Source organism: Chrysosporum bergii ANA360D (assembly GCF_029891735.1).
Classification (GTDB): Bacteria; Cyanobacteriota; Cyanobacteriia; order Cyanobacteriales; family Nostocaceae; genus Umezakia; species Umezakia bergii.
Genome location: NZ_JANQDH010000037.1, coordinates 1 through 16,128 on the forward strand (window position 1 = coordinate 1; position 16,128 = coordinate 16,128).

General features: G+C 39.4%; 12 protein-coding genes. 9 read left to right on the forward strand and 3 right to left on the reverse strand.

Annotated features, from left to right (window positions below):
- The first annotated feature begins 238 nt into the window (after window positions 1–238).
- The 3 genes from nadC to NWP17_RS05440 all read left to right on the forward strand — a co-directional run bounded on the left by nadC (window position 239) and on the right by NWP17_RS05440 (window position 3,290).
- The gene (gene nadC, locus NWP17_RS05430) at window positions 239–1,102 is read left to right on the forward strand and encodes a carboxylating nicotinate-nucleotide diphosphorylase (RefSeq protein ID WP_280653894.1); all 864 of its coding nucleotides are present in this window, start codon (window positions 239–241) and stop codon (window positions 1,100–1,102) included.
- A 284-nt stretch (window positions 1,103–1,386) separates the two neighbouring features.
- A complete protein-coding gene (locus NWP17_RS05435) occupies window positions 1,387–2,580 on the forward strand; it encodes an NAD(P)/FAD-dependent oxidoreductase (protein WP_280653895.1) in 1,194 nt (397 codons plus the stop codon).
- A 56-nt stretch (window positions 2,581–2,636) separates the two neighbouring features.
- Window positions 2,637–3,290 (forward strand): HAD-IA family hydrolase, encoded by a 654-nt coding sequence (locus NWP17_RS05440; RefSeq protein WP_280653896.1) that lies wholly within the window; start codon window positions 2,637–2,639, stop codon window positions 3,288–3,290.
- Between the two features lie 102 nt (window positions 3,291–3,392).
- Here NWP17_RS05440 and NWP17_RS05445 read toward each other — a convergent pair whose 3' ends face one another.
- Together NWP17_RS05445 and folK are read right to left on the reverse strand one after the other, a co-directional pair.
- Complete coding sequence (locus tag NWP17_RS05445) at window positions 3,393–3,941, reverse strand: NUDIX hydrolase (RefSeq protein ID WP_280653897.1); 549 nt, start codon at window positions 3,939–3,941, stop codon at window positions 3,393–3,395.
- A gap of 103 nt (window positions 3,942–4,044) precedes the next feature.
- Window positions 4,045–4,539 (reverse strand): 2-amino-4-hydroxy-6-hydroxymethyldihydropteridine diphosphokinase, encoded by a 495-nt coding sequence (gene folK, locus NWP17_RS05450; RefSeq protein WP_280653898.1) that lies wholly within the window; start codon window positions 4,537–4,539, stop codon window positions 4,045–4,047.
- A 334-nt stretch (window positions 4,540–4,873) separates the two neighbouring features.
- Between folK and NWP17_RS05455 the strand changes: the two genes are divergently transcribed.
- Complete coding sequence (locus NWP17_RS05455) at window positions 4,874–7,096, forward strand: transglycosylase domain-containing protein (protein WP_280653922.1); 2,223 nt, start codon at window positions 4,874–4,876, stop codon at window positions 7,094–7,096.
- 100 nt (window positions 7,097–7,196) lie between these two features.
- On the opposite strand, the gene NWP17_RS05460 is transcribed toward NWP17_RS05455, so the two are convergent.
- Window positions 7,197–8,621, reverse strand: a complete 1,425-nt coding sequence (locus NWP17_RS05460; protein ID WP_280653899.1) for a hypothetical protein — start codon at window positions 8,619–8,621, stop codon at window positions 7,197–7,199.
- Between the two features lie 327 nt (window positions 8,622–8,948).
- Here NWP17_RS05460 and NWP17_RS05465 point away from each other — a divergent pair, with 327 nt between their 5' ends.
- The 5 genes from NWP17_RS05465 to NWP17_RS05485 all read left to right on the forward strand — a co-directional run bounded on the left by NWP17_RS05465 (window position 8,949) and on the right by NWP17_RS05485 (window position 16,126).
- Complete coding sequence (locus NWP17_RS05465; RefSeq protein ID WP_280653900.1) at window positions 8,949–9,422, forward strand: hypothetical protein; 474 nt, start codon at window positions 8,949–8,951, stop codon at window positions 9,420–9,422.
- Between the two features lie 3 nt (window positions 9,423–9,425).
- The gene (locus tag NWP17_RS05470; protein WP_280653901.1) at window positions 9,426–10,925 is read left to right on the forward strand and encodes an FtsZ/tubulin family protein; all 1,500 of its coding nucleotides are present in this window, start codon (window positions 9,426–9,428) and stop codon (window positions 10,923–10,925) included.
- Window positions 10,926–10,939: 14 nt separating this feature from the next.
- The gene (locus NWP17_RS05475) at window positions 10,940–14,209 is read left to right on the forward strand and encodes a hypothetical protein (RefSeq protein WP_280653902.1); all 3,270 of its coding nucleotides are present in this window, start codon (window positions 10,940–10,942) and stop codon (window positions 14,207–14,209) included.
- A 96-nt stretch (window positions 14,210–14,305) separates the two neighbouring features.
- Window positions 14,306–15,124 carry a hypothetical protein gene (locus tag NWP17_RS05480; RefSeq protein WP_280653903.1) on the forward strand — a complete coding sequence of 273 codons (819 nt, stop codon included), beginning with the start codon at window positions 14,306–14,308 and terminating at the stop codon, window positions 15,122–15,124.
- Between the two features lie 15 nt (window positions 15,125–15,139).
- Entirely contained in the window at window positions 15,140–16,126 is a 987-nt protein-coding gene (locus tag NWP17_RS05485) for a hypothetical protein (RefSeq protein WP_280653904.1), read from the forward strand.
- The last annotated feature ends 2 nt before the right edge of the window (window positions 16,127–16,128 follow it).

The following is a 16,128-nucleotide window of genomic DNA, read 5'->3' on the forward strand; positions in this document are numbered from 1 at the left end:
GGAGTTTCGCTGTATTATCGCTTTCAAACTATAATATTTTCAAGGTTCGGTTTACCCTCGGACTGCGCTCTCTCGCGCTCGTCTCTCAGGTACTTATCCAATATAACGAACCTACATTTTTTTGTCAACACTTTTTTCAAACTTTTTTGAAACTTTTTTTTTGTGACTCTGAAAGCCTTGTGGGATAGGGCTTTTGGGATATGGTATGTCTTGAAATCAAACAGAGAGTAATTAAGTTGTGAGCAAATTTGCTGTTTTGCCCCCCTGGGTAGTTTTAGATCCTTTACTGCGCGGCTGGTTGCAAGAAGATATTGGTCGGGGCGATCGCACCACCAGCACTCTATTATTAGAAGATGCCACCCCAGGAACAGCTCAATGGGTGGCCAAAGCACCAGGGATAATAGCAGGCCTACGAGTTGCAGCCAGAGTGTTTCAGCTTTTAAATGAAAAAGTCAGTTTTGTACCCGTGGCGGAGGAAGGTACAAAATGTCAACCAGGACAGGTAATAGCAGAAATTCATGGTTCCCTAGAGGCGCTACTCATGGGGGAACGGGTGGCCTTGAACGTGGCTATGGGTCTGAGTGGAATTGCCACTCTCACTCATATATATGTAGAGCAAATTGCGGACTTACCAGTGCAGTTAGTAGACACGCGCAAGACTACACCAGGGTTAAGACTGTTGGAAAAGTACGCCACTGCGGTAGGTGGGGCGATAAATCACAGGATGGGTTTGGATGATGCGGTGATGATTAAAGATAATCATATTGCTGCCGCAGGGGGAATTGCCGCAGCTATTACCCGCATTCGTGCGCACATTCCTTATCCTTTGACAATTGAGGTGGAAACGGAAAGTTTAGAGCAAGTAAAAACAGCCTTAGATCATCAAGCGGACATTATTATGTTGGATAATATGCCCGTGGAGATGATGCGTGAGGCAGTACAATTAATTCGCCAGCAGGATAGTAGGGTGAAAATTGAGGCTTCTGGGAATGTTACCTTACAAACTATTCGGGCTGTGGCTGAGACTGGTGTTGACTATATTTCCAGCAGTGCCCCTATTACTCAGTCTAAGTGGTTGGACTTGAGTATGAAAATGCGTTAAATGTAAAGTATATTTCTTGTCCAAACTTTGAAAATATTTGAGTTCATCATTAATGGAACCCCAATTTTGCCTGGAAATTTATTGAAGTGACCGAACAGTTATTAAATTCCTTTAATGGTACTGGAACTTTAGCATAATATTTGACGAAAAATCCCAATAAACTCTCACTTTATGCGCATTTGCGCCTCTGGGTGCAACAAAATCATACTTAAAATCAGCACCGCCCGGTAGGGAGTATGTCAAACTGAAATTAGTTGCCATGCTGGAATTGACTCATAGAATCCATGACTGAAAAAACTGCTAGAATATGTATCCTTGGTGGAGGCTTTGGTGGTCTCTACACTGCCTTGCGTTTAAGCCAGTTACCCTGGGAAAATGGGGAAAAACCGGAAATTATCTTGGTTGATCAAAGCGATCGCTATGTATTTTCTCCCTTACTCTACGAACTACTAACCGGAGAACTACAAACGTGGGAAGTTGCCCCTTTCTTTGCAGAACTTCTGCAAAACACGAGTGTGCGTTTTTCTCAAGCCGTTGTCTCGGGAATTGATACCAAGAAACAATTAGTACAATTACAAGACCATCCAGAAATTTCCTATGACCGATTAGTATTAGCCTTGGGTGGAGAAACACCATTAGATATGGTTCCGGGTGCTACATCATACGCATATCCATTCCGCACAGTTACTGATGCCCATCGTCTGCAAGAACGCCTGCGAATTTTAGAACAGTCCGATGCGGACAAAATTCGCGTAGCAATTGTTGGCGGTGGTTACAGTGGAGTAGAATTAGCCTGTAAGCTGGCTGATAGATTAGGAGAAAGGGGACGTTTGCGCCTGATTGAAATCGGTGATCAAATTTTACGTACTTCTCCAGAATTTAACCGCGAAGCTGCTAAAAAAGCCTTAGCAGCAAAAGGCGTATTTCTAGATTTAGAAACCAAAGTTGAATCAATCAAACAGGATAGCATTTCCCTAGAATACAAAAATCAACTAGACACAATTCCCGTAGATTTAGTCATCTGGACTGTGGGAACCAAAGTCGCACCTGTAGTTAAAACACTGAATTTCAAGCAAAACCAGCGCGGTCAAATCATCACTACCCCCACTCTACAAGTTTTAGATCATTCAGAAATATTTGCATTGGGAGATTTGGCAGACTGTCGTGATGCAGAAGGTCAACAAGTCCCCGCTACAGCCCAAGCAGCTTTTCAACAAGCTGATTACACCGCTTGGAATATCTGGGCTTCTCTCACCAACCGCCCTTTACTGCCTTTCCGTTACCAGCACTTAGGGGAAATGATGGCACTAGGCCAGGATAACGCTACCCTCACAGGTTTAGGTATTAAATTAGATGGTTCTTTAGCATATCTTGCCCGTCGTCTGGCTTATCTCTATCGGATGCCCACCTATGAGCATCAACTCAAAGTTGGTTTTAATTGGCTAGTTCGTCCTATTATAGATACACTTTCTAGATAGGATCTGGTGTATTCACCAAAATCAGAAACCCCACATTCATAGTTATACAAGGTTTAATGGAACCACCGAAAGTTATTCTTTTAGATGCTGTGGGCACACTCTTCGGCGTAAAAGGCAGTGTGGGCGAAGTTTATAGTCAACTAGCCAAAGAATTTGATGTTGAAGTTTCCCCAGAAACATTGAACAAAACCTTTCTACATTGCTTTAAAGCATCACCCCCACCCATATTTCCCAATGCAGAGTTACATGACATTCCCCAACAAGAATTTAATTGGTGGCGGAAAATTGTTTTCCATACTTTTGAAAGGGCAGGTGTTGTAGAAAGATTCGCTGATTTTTCTGGTTTTTTTAGTGAACTGTATATTCACTTTGGTACTGCCGGACCTTGGTTTGTTTATCCTGATGTTTTGTCATCTTTAGCCAACTGGCGAAAACAGGACATTGAACTGGGAGTACTGTCTAATTTTGACTCGCGCCTTTTCTCAGTATTGCAAAGTTTAGAATTGAGCAGTTATTTTTCTTCTGTCACTATTTCCACCCAAGCCGGTGCAGCTAAACCAGACCCCCAAATTTTCGCCATAGCCTTGGCAAAACATAATTGTCCGCCCTCAGCAGCTTGGCACATTGGCGACAGTATTGTAGAAGACTATCAAGGAGCGAAAGCTGCTGGGTTGAGGGGTATTTGGATTGATCGCCAAAAAACTGCTTAAAATTTCCATCAAGCCCCTCATTTTAGGCTGTGTTGTTTCCTAGCGCAACCCACCATTATTACTCTGGGATGCGCTATGGACAAAAGTCTGTAACGCCCCCCATTACACCAAAAACGGACGCGCCAGCATAAAACTAGAAATAGACTTAGCATCCACCAGTTCACCACGGAGAATAGCCTTTTCCAATTCCTCTGGGGTCATCAACACAGTTTCAATATCCTCATCTTCATCTTGTTTTGGCGGGTTTTCCAACTTGGTCAAATCTCGTGCGAGAAAGGCATAAATAATCTCGTCAGAATAGCCAGGAGCCAAAAAAAACTCACCTAATTTCTGCCAGTTTTGGCAGCTATAACCGGTTTCTTCCTCGATTTCCCGCTGTATTGTCTGGAAAGGATTTTCATTGCGTTCCACAGTCCCGGCCGGAAACTCTAATATCCTTCCCTGAATGGCAAAACGATATTGGCGCACAAGTACAAGTTTACCCTCTGGGGTTACAGGTACGGCTAAAGCTCCCCCAGGATGACGAATACATTCCCAATCCCCTTCTGCTTTATTTGGTAAGCGCAGGCGATTGACTTCAAAGTCAAACTTGCGACCTTTATAAAACAAGCACTGTTTGAGTAGTTGTGGTAATTCTCTACCTAATGGCATAGTAAAATTATTTTGTCTAGGTACATATTATATACCAACAGGGTGAGAGCAGTAAGAACAGTATTTTTTTGCAGCATTTTTTTGGTCTTGATAGCTAGTAAATTTAAATGCTGTTTAACAAATGTACACCAGAACAATCTACCTCTGATGCCAAGTCCCTAATCACACGTTGAGAAATTGGTTCTACCCAATCTGGTGCAATTTCTACTAGTGGTATTAAAACAAAAGCCCGCGATCGCATTCTGGGGTGAGGAATCTGGAGGTGGGGCGTATCCATGATTATGTCATCATATAGCAACAAATCTAAATCAAGCGATCGCGGGCCCCATTGCTCTCGACGCACCCGGCCAAATTTTTTTTCCGTTCTCAATAAAGCCTCTAACAATAAAACAGGTGGTATTTCCACCTGGAATATAGCGCAACCATTTAAATAATCTGGCTGCGGTGGACCTACAGCTTTAGTTCTATACCAACTGGATTTAGCTTGTAGAATAATTCCTGGTATTTTGGCTAACGTGTCAATAGCTGCTTCTAAAGTCTTATAGGAATCACCCATATTACTGCCCAAGGCAATAGCAGCACTTTGAGATGGTTTCAACAATTTAATAACAATTAGTTAACACTCATATTTAAACAAGTATAAACAAATTAACCAACCCAGAGAAATATTTTTATTTATTACTGAATTTAGTTAATAATTTATAGGCTACTATACTAACACATACGTGGTGCGCTAACCCCCAGATTTTTTTACATAGTGGGTAAGTTTCAGGTACTTCAAGAGAGGAACTGATGTGGGAAAGCTCACCTCTTAGTTCAAGCAAAGATCGACCAACTTCCAGGACTCTGACAAGGAGGTAACACCATTGACCCCTGGTAATCATTTCAAGAACGAGGAAGCTAAACATGACAGCTTACCACCCAGAAGATTGATGAGGGGAAGGCAGTTATGGAATAAAATCAACAATATATCCTCTAGGCTCACCACTGTACTTAGCGCCGGCAATAAACCCTTTTATCGTCGGTTCTGGTTTTGGGCGAGTTTGGGTATAGGTACAACCATAGGTGGTACAGTCATTGGCTTGCACTACTTGATTGGCAAAATAGATCAAACCTTGCCAGATAAATCGCAACTGCAAGTAGCTAGTCGAGCGCAAACCTTAACCATCAAAGCCGTTGACGGAACCCTACTACAACAACAAGGTGAAGCCACCAGGGAACAACTCAGATTAGAACAAATACCCGAACAACTCCAACAGGCTTTTATCGCATCAGAAGACAGAAGATTTGAAAATCATCATGGTATTGATCCTCAAGGAATTGTCAGAGCAGCTTGGAATAATTTGCGATCGCGATCGGTAGTAGAAGGTGGTAGCACCATCACCCAGCAGTTAGGGCGAATACTCTTCCTCAAACAAGAGCAGACAATCTGGCGCAAACTCAAGGAAATTCGTCTTGCTCAAAAAATGGAGCAAGAACTAACCAAAAACCAGATCATAGAACGTTACCTCAACCTAGTTTATTTAGGAGCAGGTGCTTATGGAGTAGCAGATGCAGCATGGGTATACTTCGGTAAAACCGTAGATCAACTCACACTAGCAGAAGCTGCCATGATTGCCGGATTAGCTCCTGCCCCCAGTTTATACTCCCCACTAGAAAATCCTACAGCTGCCATACAAAGGCGAAATATGGTATTGCAGCGAATGTATGAAGATAAATTAATTACAGCAGCCGAAAAGCAGGCATCGAGTCAAGAACTCCTCAACCTCAACAGCAAGTTTCCCAAGCGGCTACAAGTACAATCTCCCTACTTTACCAGTTACATCCTGCAAGAATTACCCAAATATGTTTCCCCAGACCTAATCAAGCAAGGGGGTTTAGTAGTAGAAACTACCCTTAACCCCACATGGCAAGAAGCCGCAGAAGCCGCAGTGGCTAAAACCTTGCAAAATCAAGGCCGCTGGCAAAACTTTAGTCAAGCCGCCCTAGTAGCCATAGACCCCCGCAATGGAGAAATTCAGGCCATGGTGGGAGGCAAAGACTTTAGTAAAAATCAGTTTAATCGGGTTACTCAGGCACAACGTCAGCCAGGATCAACATTCAAAGGATTTGTCTATGCCGCAGCCATAGCCAGTGGTAAAAGCCCCTATGATCGTTACCTAGATGCACCGTTTGTAGTCAATGGCTACGAACCCAAAAACTATGGTGAGACCTTTCGCGGCTCCATGACCATGGGAGATGCCCTCACCCGTTCCACCAATGTAGTTGCAGTCAAGGTATTGCTAGACGTGGGATTTAAGCCAATTATTAACACCGCTCATAAATTAGGGATTAAATCAGAAATTCAGCCCACCTATTCTTTAGCTCTCGGTTCCCATGAAGTAAACCTTCTGGAATTAACCAATGCTTACGGAACCTTCGCCACCGAGGGACTATACATAGAAGCTCATGGTATTCGCCGCATCCTCAACCGTCAAGGAGAAGTAGTTTGGTCAAATAACCTCCAGCATCAGCGAGTTCTTGACCCCACCACAGCCGGAATTATGACCTGGATGCTACGCAACGTTGTAGAAGCAGGCACTGGTGGACCAGCCCAATTAAAGAATAGACCTGTCGCCGGAAAAACCGGAACCTCCGATGAAGCCCGCGACTTGTGGTTTATTGGCTACATTCCTCAACTTGTCACAGGGGTTTGGTTAGGTAATGATAACAACCGCCCCACCGCCGGAAGCAGTGGCAGCGCAGCTTACACCTGGCGGCAGTTTATGGAAAAAGCAGTAGAAGGAATGCCCGTAGAAGAGTTTCCCCCCAGACCAAAATTACAACGTCGGGTAGGCAGCATTAAAGCCCAGCCCATCAAACCTAAATCAGTGCGGCATGCTTCTATTTCCTCCACTGACAGTCAGTCAAGTAGCAGCACAGCTAACAGTACCCGATCCTCTAGAAGATATAGAAGACGTTTTGACTCACGAAACACCAATAGCTCCGCTAATGTATCTGGTTACCGCAGAAGGCGTAGAACAGTAAAATCAACCCCCAGGACCCCAGTTAAAACCTCACGTCCTTCACCCTCCATCAGTAATAGTTCTGCTCCTTCCAAGCCACAAAAGTCATGGAGGGAAAGACTCAGACCAGGCTCATCTTCATCCCCATAAGCCCCCTCTTCAACTTATCAACAAGAATAAAACACTAATAAACATCGACCACCAAAAATGTAGAGACGTTCCATAGAACCTCTCTACAAAATTACTCCCCTTAGTTTTTCTTAACTCCATAACAAAAACGACCAATTAACCAATTATTCACCTCACTATTATTTAATTTCTCACTCTGTAGTATTTCTGTTCTATTTTTCAACCCAATTAAAAATTCCTGCAAATTCTGGGTCTTAGTACCATCTTGATCATTAACTCTGGCTTCCCAGTCCCAATCTTTCCACCACATAGGTGCTTGTAACCTTGGGGCAAAAACATCAAATTTAAACTTATAAACACCCGGTTCAGGAAACTTATTAGGATCAATTAATGCCGAAAAATTCAACTTACTTTCCCTAAGATCCCAATTTGTTAACTGGAAAGCACTATTAACATCTGAACTATTTACAACTTTGAACTTTTGCTCAAATTCGTCAAATTTTTCCACCTCAAGTTTGGCATTAATATAATTTTTATCAGTATCAATAAGTAAACTATATTCAGCCGGATAAAAAGGTATACTATAGTCAATTGTCAAACTTTCCTGATTTAAATCACCTATTTGCAGTAGTTCACCAGGATCATTACCTTTAGTCAGAGAAACTCCATTTTTAACTAAAGAAATAAGTCGGTTGACTCCGGGTACTTTAATAGTTGGTAAAGTTTCTAAACCAGAAATACCAGTAATTATATTTTCTGGATGAAAAATTATTAAATTACTATTAGCCATTAAATCTTGAGAATCATATTTTGTAATATACTCAAAATAATACTTAATATCCTGATACGGTCCGATAAACAAAATATAAAATGGTCTAAACTTATCGGCTTGTTTTCCAGAAGAGTATGTAAAAGTTTTGAGACTATTTGCCTCTTGTATGTATACAGTGCCATTAAACTCGCTCTTTATAGCCCAAACTCCAACTGCATAATCTTTGCTATCTAAATTAAAATAAATGTCTTGTATTTTTTTGGTTAACTTAGTAACATCACCCTTATTTTGCTCTAAATCAGTTATGATAACCGTCATTTTTTTCCCATTTATTGGCGGTGGAATAATAGCAGCATCAATTGGGCTAGATACCGGCTTAAATTTGGTATTACTACCATCATAAAACAGAGCAGAACCAGCATAACTATAATATTCACTGCTAGTAATTTTTTGGTTGGGATTATCATTACGATAGTATTCAACTGGTAGTTGACCAATTAATTCAAATACTTGTCTGATGGTGTTTAAAGCTTTAACATAATTGGTTTTTCCATCTTTCACATACCCCAACATTGAACCACTACCATCAACATAAATTGCCACCTTAAGATCATCAGATTTAGAAGGTTTACTATTAACTGGTGGAATTTCACACTTCAACTTATCCCTAACCGCCACTGGGGTGCAAGATGTTACAAATGTAATCACAAGTATTACAAACAACCATCTCAATGACTTGGTTTTATTCCCGAAGAAAATTGATAAATTATTCATGAGTAACTGCAACAAAAGATCAATTGAAAGTAAAAAAACTTAATAAATTCAAGGTTTGCTCACAATCATCCTGCTGCGCTCAGTGTCTACCATGAAAACTTAACCCAGTTTATGATTACTAGATAGAACTTTCCAGCCCGTGGGAGACAGCAAAAATATATTGATTCCCGTTGGGTTTTAGCTTTCTTTAATCATATTTAAGTAAATTTACGGTATTCAAAGAATTGTCAAACCAGGATTATAGTAAAAGTATATCAAGAAAATACCATTTCTAGGTTTCAGCACAATGTTAAAAAACTGAACCGAGAATCAAAGCAAGGAGAGCTAATGAAGCCGTGGGAAATAATTAGGATCATCATTTTTAACATTATTGGTGCTGTAGTAATGTTCTTGGGGCAGCGTTTCATCTATCAAAATCAAATCATACCCATTCAAAAAGTCCCCCTTGATGCTTGGCTTGGTGCTGACTATACCACAGCAGCACTGATTATGTTTCTAGTTTGTATGTTTTCCACCATCATCTGGTGTCTCATGGCGGTTTTAAGCAAATTCACTGATAGTAGTAATACAGGCAGTTGGATGTTATTTTGGTGGTTATTAGGAATAATACCCATGGTCGCCATCGTTGTTACAGTATTTTTCATTAACCGCAGCGACGAAGCCCAGTTTTCTCTGATGGTATTTTTCCTTTTAGATGCTATGTGGCTATATTGGTTAACCACAGCCACTAGTTCTCCTCAAGCAGTTAAGTATATTCCGCCGGGAGCTTTTTTTATCCGTCATCAGCTGATGGGAGATTAACAAATGTCAATTTATGTAATTGGAATTGGTGGTACTGGGGCTAAGTGCATCGAAGGTATTATCCAAATAGCATCCATAGGACTTTTTGGTGAAGAAACTTTTAATTTATTGTTTGTTGATGCTGACGAAAATAACGGTAATTTGGAACGGGCAAGGAACAGCTTAAAAATTTATCAAGATTGCCAAAACTTAGGTTTGGCAGATAGACATCCTTGGATGAAAACCAAAATACACTTCCTTGGTTTATGGTCGCCGTTTGCCAACACCAGCGTAAATAAAAACCTTAGCTCATTTTTTGAATATAACGTTCTCAAAGATGACGAATCAGCATTAGGCAATTTATTTGATGTGCTTTACACTTCAGAAGAACGCAATGCTAATTTAGATGTGGGTTTTCGTGGTCGTCCCGCCATTGGTGCTGCGGTCATGAGTCAAGTAAAACTGGACTCTTTAGACCATGATGCCTGGGGACAGCTTATGAGTCAACTGCAAAAAGATACAGGAGCGGGCAAACGCCCAAAAGTATTTTTATGTGGTTCAATTTTTGGTGGTACTGGGGCTTCAGGATTACCAACTATTGGGCGGTTAATTCATAATAAGTTGGAAAACCTGAAAATTAGAACTAAAATTGATATTGGTTGCTTATTTGTATTACCTTATTTTGGTTTTACTCCCACCGGCAACAACCCAGAAACAGTCTATGCTCGTTCTGAACAATTTTTACTAAACACAGAAGCAGCACTGCGTTATTATGGCAGTCAAGCCCAGGAAACTTTCAACAGTGTATATCTTTTGGGAAATCAAAACTTATCTCATGTGAAAGTTTTTAGCATAGGCAAAAATACCCAACGGAACGATCCCCACTTTATTGAACTTTACGCTGCCTTAGCTGCACGACAATTTTTATTAAATACAAATCCTGAACAAAAAACCGTTGTGTTGATGAATCGGGAGAATTTGAGCAAGCTAACTTGGAAAGATATTCCTGACCGACAAGCTGTTAACTCAGAGCTAGTTAATGCCACTCGTTTCGCTTTTGTGTGGTTATCTAATGTTGCTCCAGAATTAGCAAGAGCCAAGGAAATTGGTGTCAGAAACTTTCAAAAAGCTAATAGTTGGTTTGTCAAGTTCTTTCCTGACCATTTTATTTTTCGCAACAACCAAAAGCAAGAAATAGATTTTAATGACCCAGAACAGCAAAGAGCCATTGACATTATTACTGCTTGGTGTCAAGATTACTTACGCTGGTTGTCATTAGTTCATCAATGTATTGGTGAAAATATCCAATTATTCAATGCCAACTATTTCAATAATAGTAATCCGAATCCTCAGCACTTACCAGATTTGATTATTGGACTGGGTGATAGTCGAGATAAAACCCAAAAATCTAGGGACACAGTTCAAAGACTCAAAGAACGCTTGAATCCTGAAAATATTAGCATCGTGCCCAAGTTAGGCATATTGGGATTAGCCAAAGCTTTATATTATGTTTGTCGTTTGTAGAAGGAAGATTGATCATGACTAGTGCATATACCAGTAACCAGCCTGCTTTGTTGTTGCCAAAACTCAAAGATGATTGTGACGTAAAATCGGGTAATCCTGGCATTTGGGATTATCAAGCACCAAAGGCTTTTAATGATGTGGCCTCAAGCTTAGATTACAAAGCACCGGGAGAGGTTAAAAGTGTTAGTTCGGTTCCCACTGTTTGGGCGCGTCCCTTATCAATGGAAATGGCTTTACACAATGATGCTTATCCAATTCGGGAACAAATGATTACACAATGGCAAGGAATGTTAGCAGCTTTGGCATTAGCAGAAGTGCGTAACTTTCCCATTAAAGCTCAACTGGTGGAACTTGGAGTGAAAAAAAACACTCACGTTTTTGCCCGTTCTCTTTATGAACTTTTGCCTGACCCAGTTAATACCACTTACACTCTCAACAATAAGCATCCTTGGGAAGATTTATATATTTTTACCTGGAATAATCAACCTGTAGGTATGACTTCCCCTAGTACTTTGGTTGTACCTTCAGAAGAAGGCATCTGGGAAGGTTTATCTTGGTGGGATGCTAGTGTATCACAGTTGCGATCGCCCCATAATTATCTTAATGACACAGAAAAAGGACAACTAACATTTTGGTTAGATAAACTCCGCAAGGAAATTAGAAGACATAATGGCGATAGTAGAGCGGTTGACCGCATTATCGGTTTAGTCAATGGGTTTATTAACAGCCTAGGTGTGACAACTACACCTAACTTTCAATTCAGTGATAACCCAGCTTATTTTGAAGTAGAAATGAACCGGGGTGCTTTAACCGCCCTGAATTTACCTATCAAACCAGAGTCAAGAGAATCTAATGTTAGAATTGTTCCCAGTATAGAAAATCAACCCAATGTTCCGCCACTATTAATCATAGATCCAGCCATTGCAACAGCCTGGAATGAACCACCACAAAACATTTGTGTTTACGAAGGTAAAAATTTAGCAGCTTTTCGTCCTGGAGATTTAGACACTTGGAACAGAAGTAGACGAGTAGTTTGTCTGGAATCAAAAGATTTATTTTTACCAGAGTTAAAATTTATCGACCAAGAAGGAATCCTACCAGGTGCTTTACTTCCCGAAGGAAGCCAAAATTTAGTGTTTAACAACAGGAATATTACCCCTCTAATTCCACTCAATCCCATTTTACTAAACTACTTCACACCAGAAGACTTAACCAAAAGAATCAGACTACAATTCGTTAATAATGGCGCTGGCGGTTCAGTGGTGCGAATAAGTTTGACGTTACCTTTATCTGGTGTTAGAGGTGGTAAAGCACCGCAAAACTTCTTTTTAGTTAAAGAATATCCTTTGAAAGAAGAAAACATCATTCGTGAAGTACCTGTTTTAGAGGTATGGCCTGAATTCCGTGCTGAAGGCTGGCAAGAATATTACGGCTTTTACTATGATGCTGAAAATGGTGAAGAAACTTTTCAAGTGAATTTCCCTAACGCCACAGATGTTCATATTTTTAAAGAGGGTCAAGGCTCTTATCAAACAGTACAGTTAGAGGAATTTCCAGCATTTATTGAGTGCAAAGACATTTACACCAACACCATTGGTTTAATTTTATTAGCCACACCAGAACAAATTAATCTCACTGGTAACTGGGTAGTTGGTGTTGACTTTGGTACTTCCTTTACTAACGTGTATGTTAACAAAAATGACCAAATCACCGAAAGCCTGAAATTAGAGAATTTACACAGACAAGTTACTTCTGTCCTGATTGACACCAGGTTTCCCGTTTTGTTTGAGTACTTTATTCCCGAAAGTTTTATTCCCACAGATAAACCTTTCCCCATGTCTACTGTATTAACAACAAAAGGGAGTAAAGGGGTATTAAAACCAATATTTGATGGTCGTATGTATATACCGGCTAGTCATCGCTTTAAGCCTCAACAAACCTGGATTAAAACTAATCTAAAATGGCAGACTGATAACTTAACAGATAATCAACTTTTTCTCAAACACCTAGCACTACATATCAGCGCGATCGCTGCAAAAAATGGTGTGAAAAATATTCAGTGGTCTTTATCATATCCATCTGCTTTCTCACCCAGACAAGAACAAAACTATGCTAAAAATTGGCAGAAAATAACCAAAGAACTAGAAGCCAAGACCAACATTAAACACAATAGCCCAGCTAAAGATGATCCAACTTATTTCCGCACTGAAAGTTTAGCATTTGCTCAATATTTCGCTGAATACGAAGACGAAAATCTTGTTAACACAACCTGTATTGATATGGGGGGAGGGACATCAGATATTTCCATTTGGCAAGATAATCAGCTACTGCATCAATGTTCAGTTGAATTAGCTGGTCGTGATTTGTTTTCTCAATTTATTAAAATAAATCCTAATTTCCTCAAAAAATTAGATATCGATCCTGATGAGTGGAAAATACTCAATAAACAAGAAGCCTTCAACGCCAAACTTGATGTATGGATGCGTCTAGAAGCTGCTAGTTGGTTAGAGAGAAAAAGAGATTTATTGGAAGAAGATCAAGAATTTCAAGGACTGCTGCGGTTAATGGCAATAGGTATATCTGGGTTATACTTCTACGTTGGTGAAATTCTTGCTGTTCTACATAAAGAGGAGAAATACACTCTTGACGAAATCACTCCAGTCTATATAGGTGGTAATGGTTCACGTTTGTTGCATTGGCTGGCTGAAGGCGGTGAATTTGACCGTAATTCAGAAATTAATAGTTTATTAAGTCAGATGATGAGTGTAGGTTCTGGTTTTACTGATACAAAAGAACCCACCCGCTTAAGTAAGAACCCCAAAGATGAAGCCGCTTGTGGTTTAGTTTTAAAAGATAAAAAGCTCAAAGGAATCAACACAAACGAAAGAGATCATGTTATTGCTGTTGAAAACTGTGAAATTGATGGTACAACCTTTAGTTGGCAAGACCGATTACAAATCAGAGCCCAAACCATATCTAAATATCAAATTCCCAATTTAACCCAGCTAAGACTATTTCTTGATGCTTTTCACGCCAGCTTAGACGACGACGACTTAGGTATTGATGGGATTAAAGGGTTAGAACGTTATGAATTTAAGAAAGAATATCCAGATGATCCTGACCATGAATATAATCAAAAGCTATGGAGAGCAACAACCAAAGAATTAAGAGATTGTCTTAATTCTATTCAAGGTGATGTAGACAATATCCGTGAAGAACCACCTTTTATTTTAGGATTAAAAGCCTTGCTTAAAGTTTTAGCTAGGGAGTGGGCTGGTAGATAAAAAAATTCTCACTCTTGCTTGTTTGCTTAGTTCCCAAATGGGCGGTTTATTCGCCCAAATTATCAAATCTATAAAGTTTAAGTAAAGGAGTTGAAAATGTCAGAGATAACACAATGCCCACTTTGTCAATGTGAATTTATTGACCCAGAAAAAATAAAAACAGTAAATACCTATAATGAGAATTATACCAAAATCCAACAGGAAAATAGTAATTTAAAAACACAGGTAGAAGAATTAAACCAACAAATACAACAGCTTCAGGAAAAACTAAAAAAATATGAAAATCCTGATAAATTAGAAGTTGAATATAATGATTTTGCCGATAATGCCGAATTACAAGAACTACTACGTCTATTAAAACACCAACTGGTTATTGAGGCGATTAAAAACATCATTCATGACCAAGAAAAAAATCAAGATGATTTAACTCTAGACCAAGTTGGAGAAAATACCCACAATGAAAATTTAAAAGAAATAATAACTCAAGATCATCTAGAAACCAACTCACCAGAAGATAATTATACCCAGAGTGAGATACAATTAACACCGCAAGAGCAAGAGTTAGTCAAGAACTATCAGGATTCAAACTGGGATTTACAGACAGACCTAATTAAAGTTTCTGAACCACAAGAAAGTCAAACTAGCCGTTGGGGTGGTAGTAAAGAAGCAATAAGTTTTAAAAATAACCGTCAAGGTAATTACTGGATAGTTAATATAGAGGATTGTTTATATATGGTACCTCGAAAACAAATGAAAATTAATGAATATAGCCAAGATACATTAATGTCTGCTTTTGACTGTCGTAATTACCAACGGGGTAAATCACAAGGTTTTGTTTTAATAAAACCTGCAAAGGTAACTGATACAGGTACAAATGAATGGAAGTTAATAGAACGCGGAATTTTACAATTTTAATCAATACTCAGCCCTATGTCACCAAGCAATTACATCAAGTATATCCCCCTATGTTTACTCATATCTCTCATAGTGGGTTGTGACCGTCCTCCGTTGGAATCTGAAACCAAAAATCCACTAGTTGTCATCAGTCCATCTCCAGGTGTTAAAACACAACCAGTTGATCTTGATCAGCCTGTTAACAATAATAGTCAATTGATAGAAAATTCAACTGGAGAAAATCAAGATAAAAGTTTGATATCTAAGTCCGATCTTGATGATATTTATAAACGGCTGAGTTTGACGTTGAGTGTTGCAGGAGGTGGGTTTATAGTCCTCACTGGTTTATTTGCATGGTCAATGTCTAGGCTAGTTATGCTGGAGAAAAGACTAGAAGCTAGTAACTCATCTAATAATCAAACTCAATTAACAAACATTCAAAATTATGTTGAAAGCGAATTTACACAGATTAAGAAATGGTATGATAATTTAGAGACTAAGGTAGACAACCTACAACAAGCTTCCCAAAACCAGAATTTACAAACTTATACAACCAGAAATAATCAACCCTTTACCTCGCCTTCATCAATCAACACAGGAATAAACCCTCAAACACCGCCAACAAGAAACATTACCCATACCCACCCAACTTCATCTAATCTAGAAACCGAGATAATTAAATTATATAATCATGGGTCTCGTTCTCTGTCTGCAAATGTAATTACCGTTGCTGAAACTAGTTACACAGTTGAACAACGTCGTATGGGTAGAAAGATTGCACCTGTTCTAGAAGAAAATCAACAAGGTAATTATTGGGTAATTCAAGAAGGTAGTCATGAATATCTTGTACCCAAAGGAAATATTAAAATTAATCAGTATAACTATGATACAATATCAAGTTGTTTTGAATGTTTGGCATATCATCCCAACCATTCCAGTAATTTTACATTGTTAAAATTAGCAACCTTATCATCTTCTGGGCAAAATTGGCAGTTAGTAGAACCAGGAAAATTACAATTTTAGTC

Bases quoted from the DNA above. Each gene is read 5' to 3' on its own strand.
- NWP17_RS05435 (WP_280653895.1), top strand. From the start codon at position 1,387: ATGACTGAAAAAACTGCTAGAATATGTATCCTTGGTGGAGGCTTTGGT.
- NWP17_RS05440 (WP_280653896.1), top strand. From the start codon at position 2,637: ATGGAACCACCGAAAGTTATTCTTTTAGATGCTGTGGGCACACTCTTC.
- NWP17_RS05445 (WP_280653897.1), bottom strand. From the start codon at position 3,941: ATGCCATTAGGTAGAGAATTACCACAACTACTCAAACAGTGCTTGTTT.
- NWP17_RS05455 (WP_280653922.1), top strand. From the start codon at position 4,874: ATGAGGGGAAGGCAGTTATGGAATAAAATCAACAATATATCCTCTAGG.
- NWP17_RS05460 (WP_280653899.1), bottom strand. From the start codon at position 8,621: ATGAATAATTTATCAATTTTCTTCGGGAATAAAACCAAGTCATTGAGA.
- NWP17_RS05465 (WP_280653900.1), top strand. From the start codon at position 8,949: ATGAAGCCGTGGGAAATAATTAGGATCATCATTTTTAACATTATTGGT.
- NWP17_RS05470 (WP_280653901.1), top strand. From the start codon at position 9,426: ATGTCAATTTATGTAATTGGAATTGGTGGTACTGGGGCTAAGTGCATC.
- NWP17_RS05475 (WP_280653902.1), top strand. From the start codon at position 10,940: ATGACTAGTGCATATACCAGTAACCAGCCTGCTTTGTTGTTGCCAAAA.
- NWP17_RS05480 (WP_280653903.1), top strand. From the start codon at position 14,306: ATGTCAGAGATAACACAATGCCCACTTTGTCAATGTGAATTTATTGAC.
- NWP17_RS05485 (WP_280653904.1), top strand. From the start codon at position 15,140: ATGTCACCAAGCAATTACATCAAGTATATCCCCCTATGTTTACTCATA.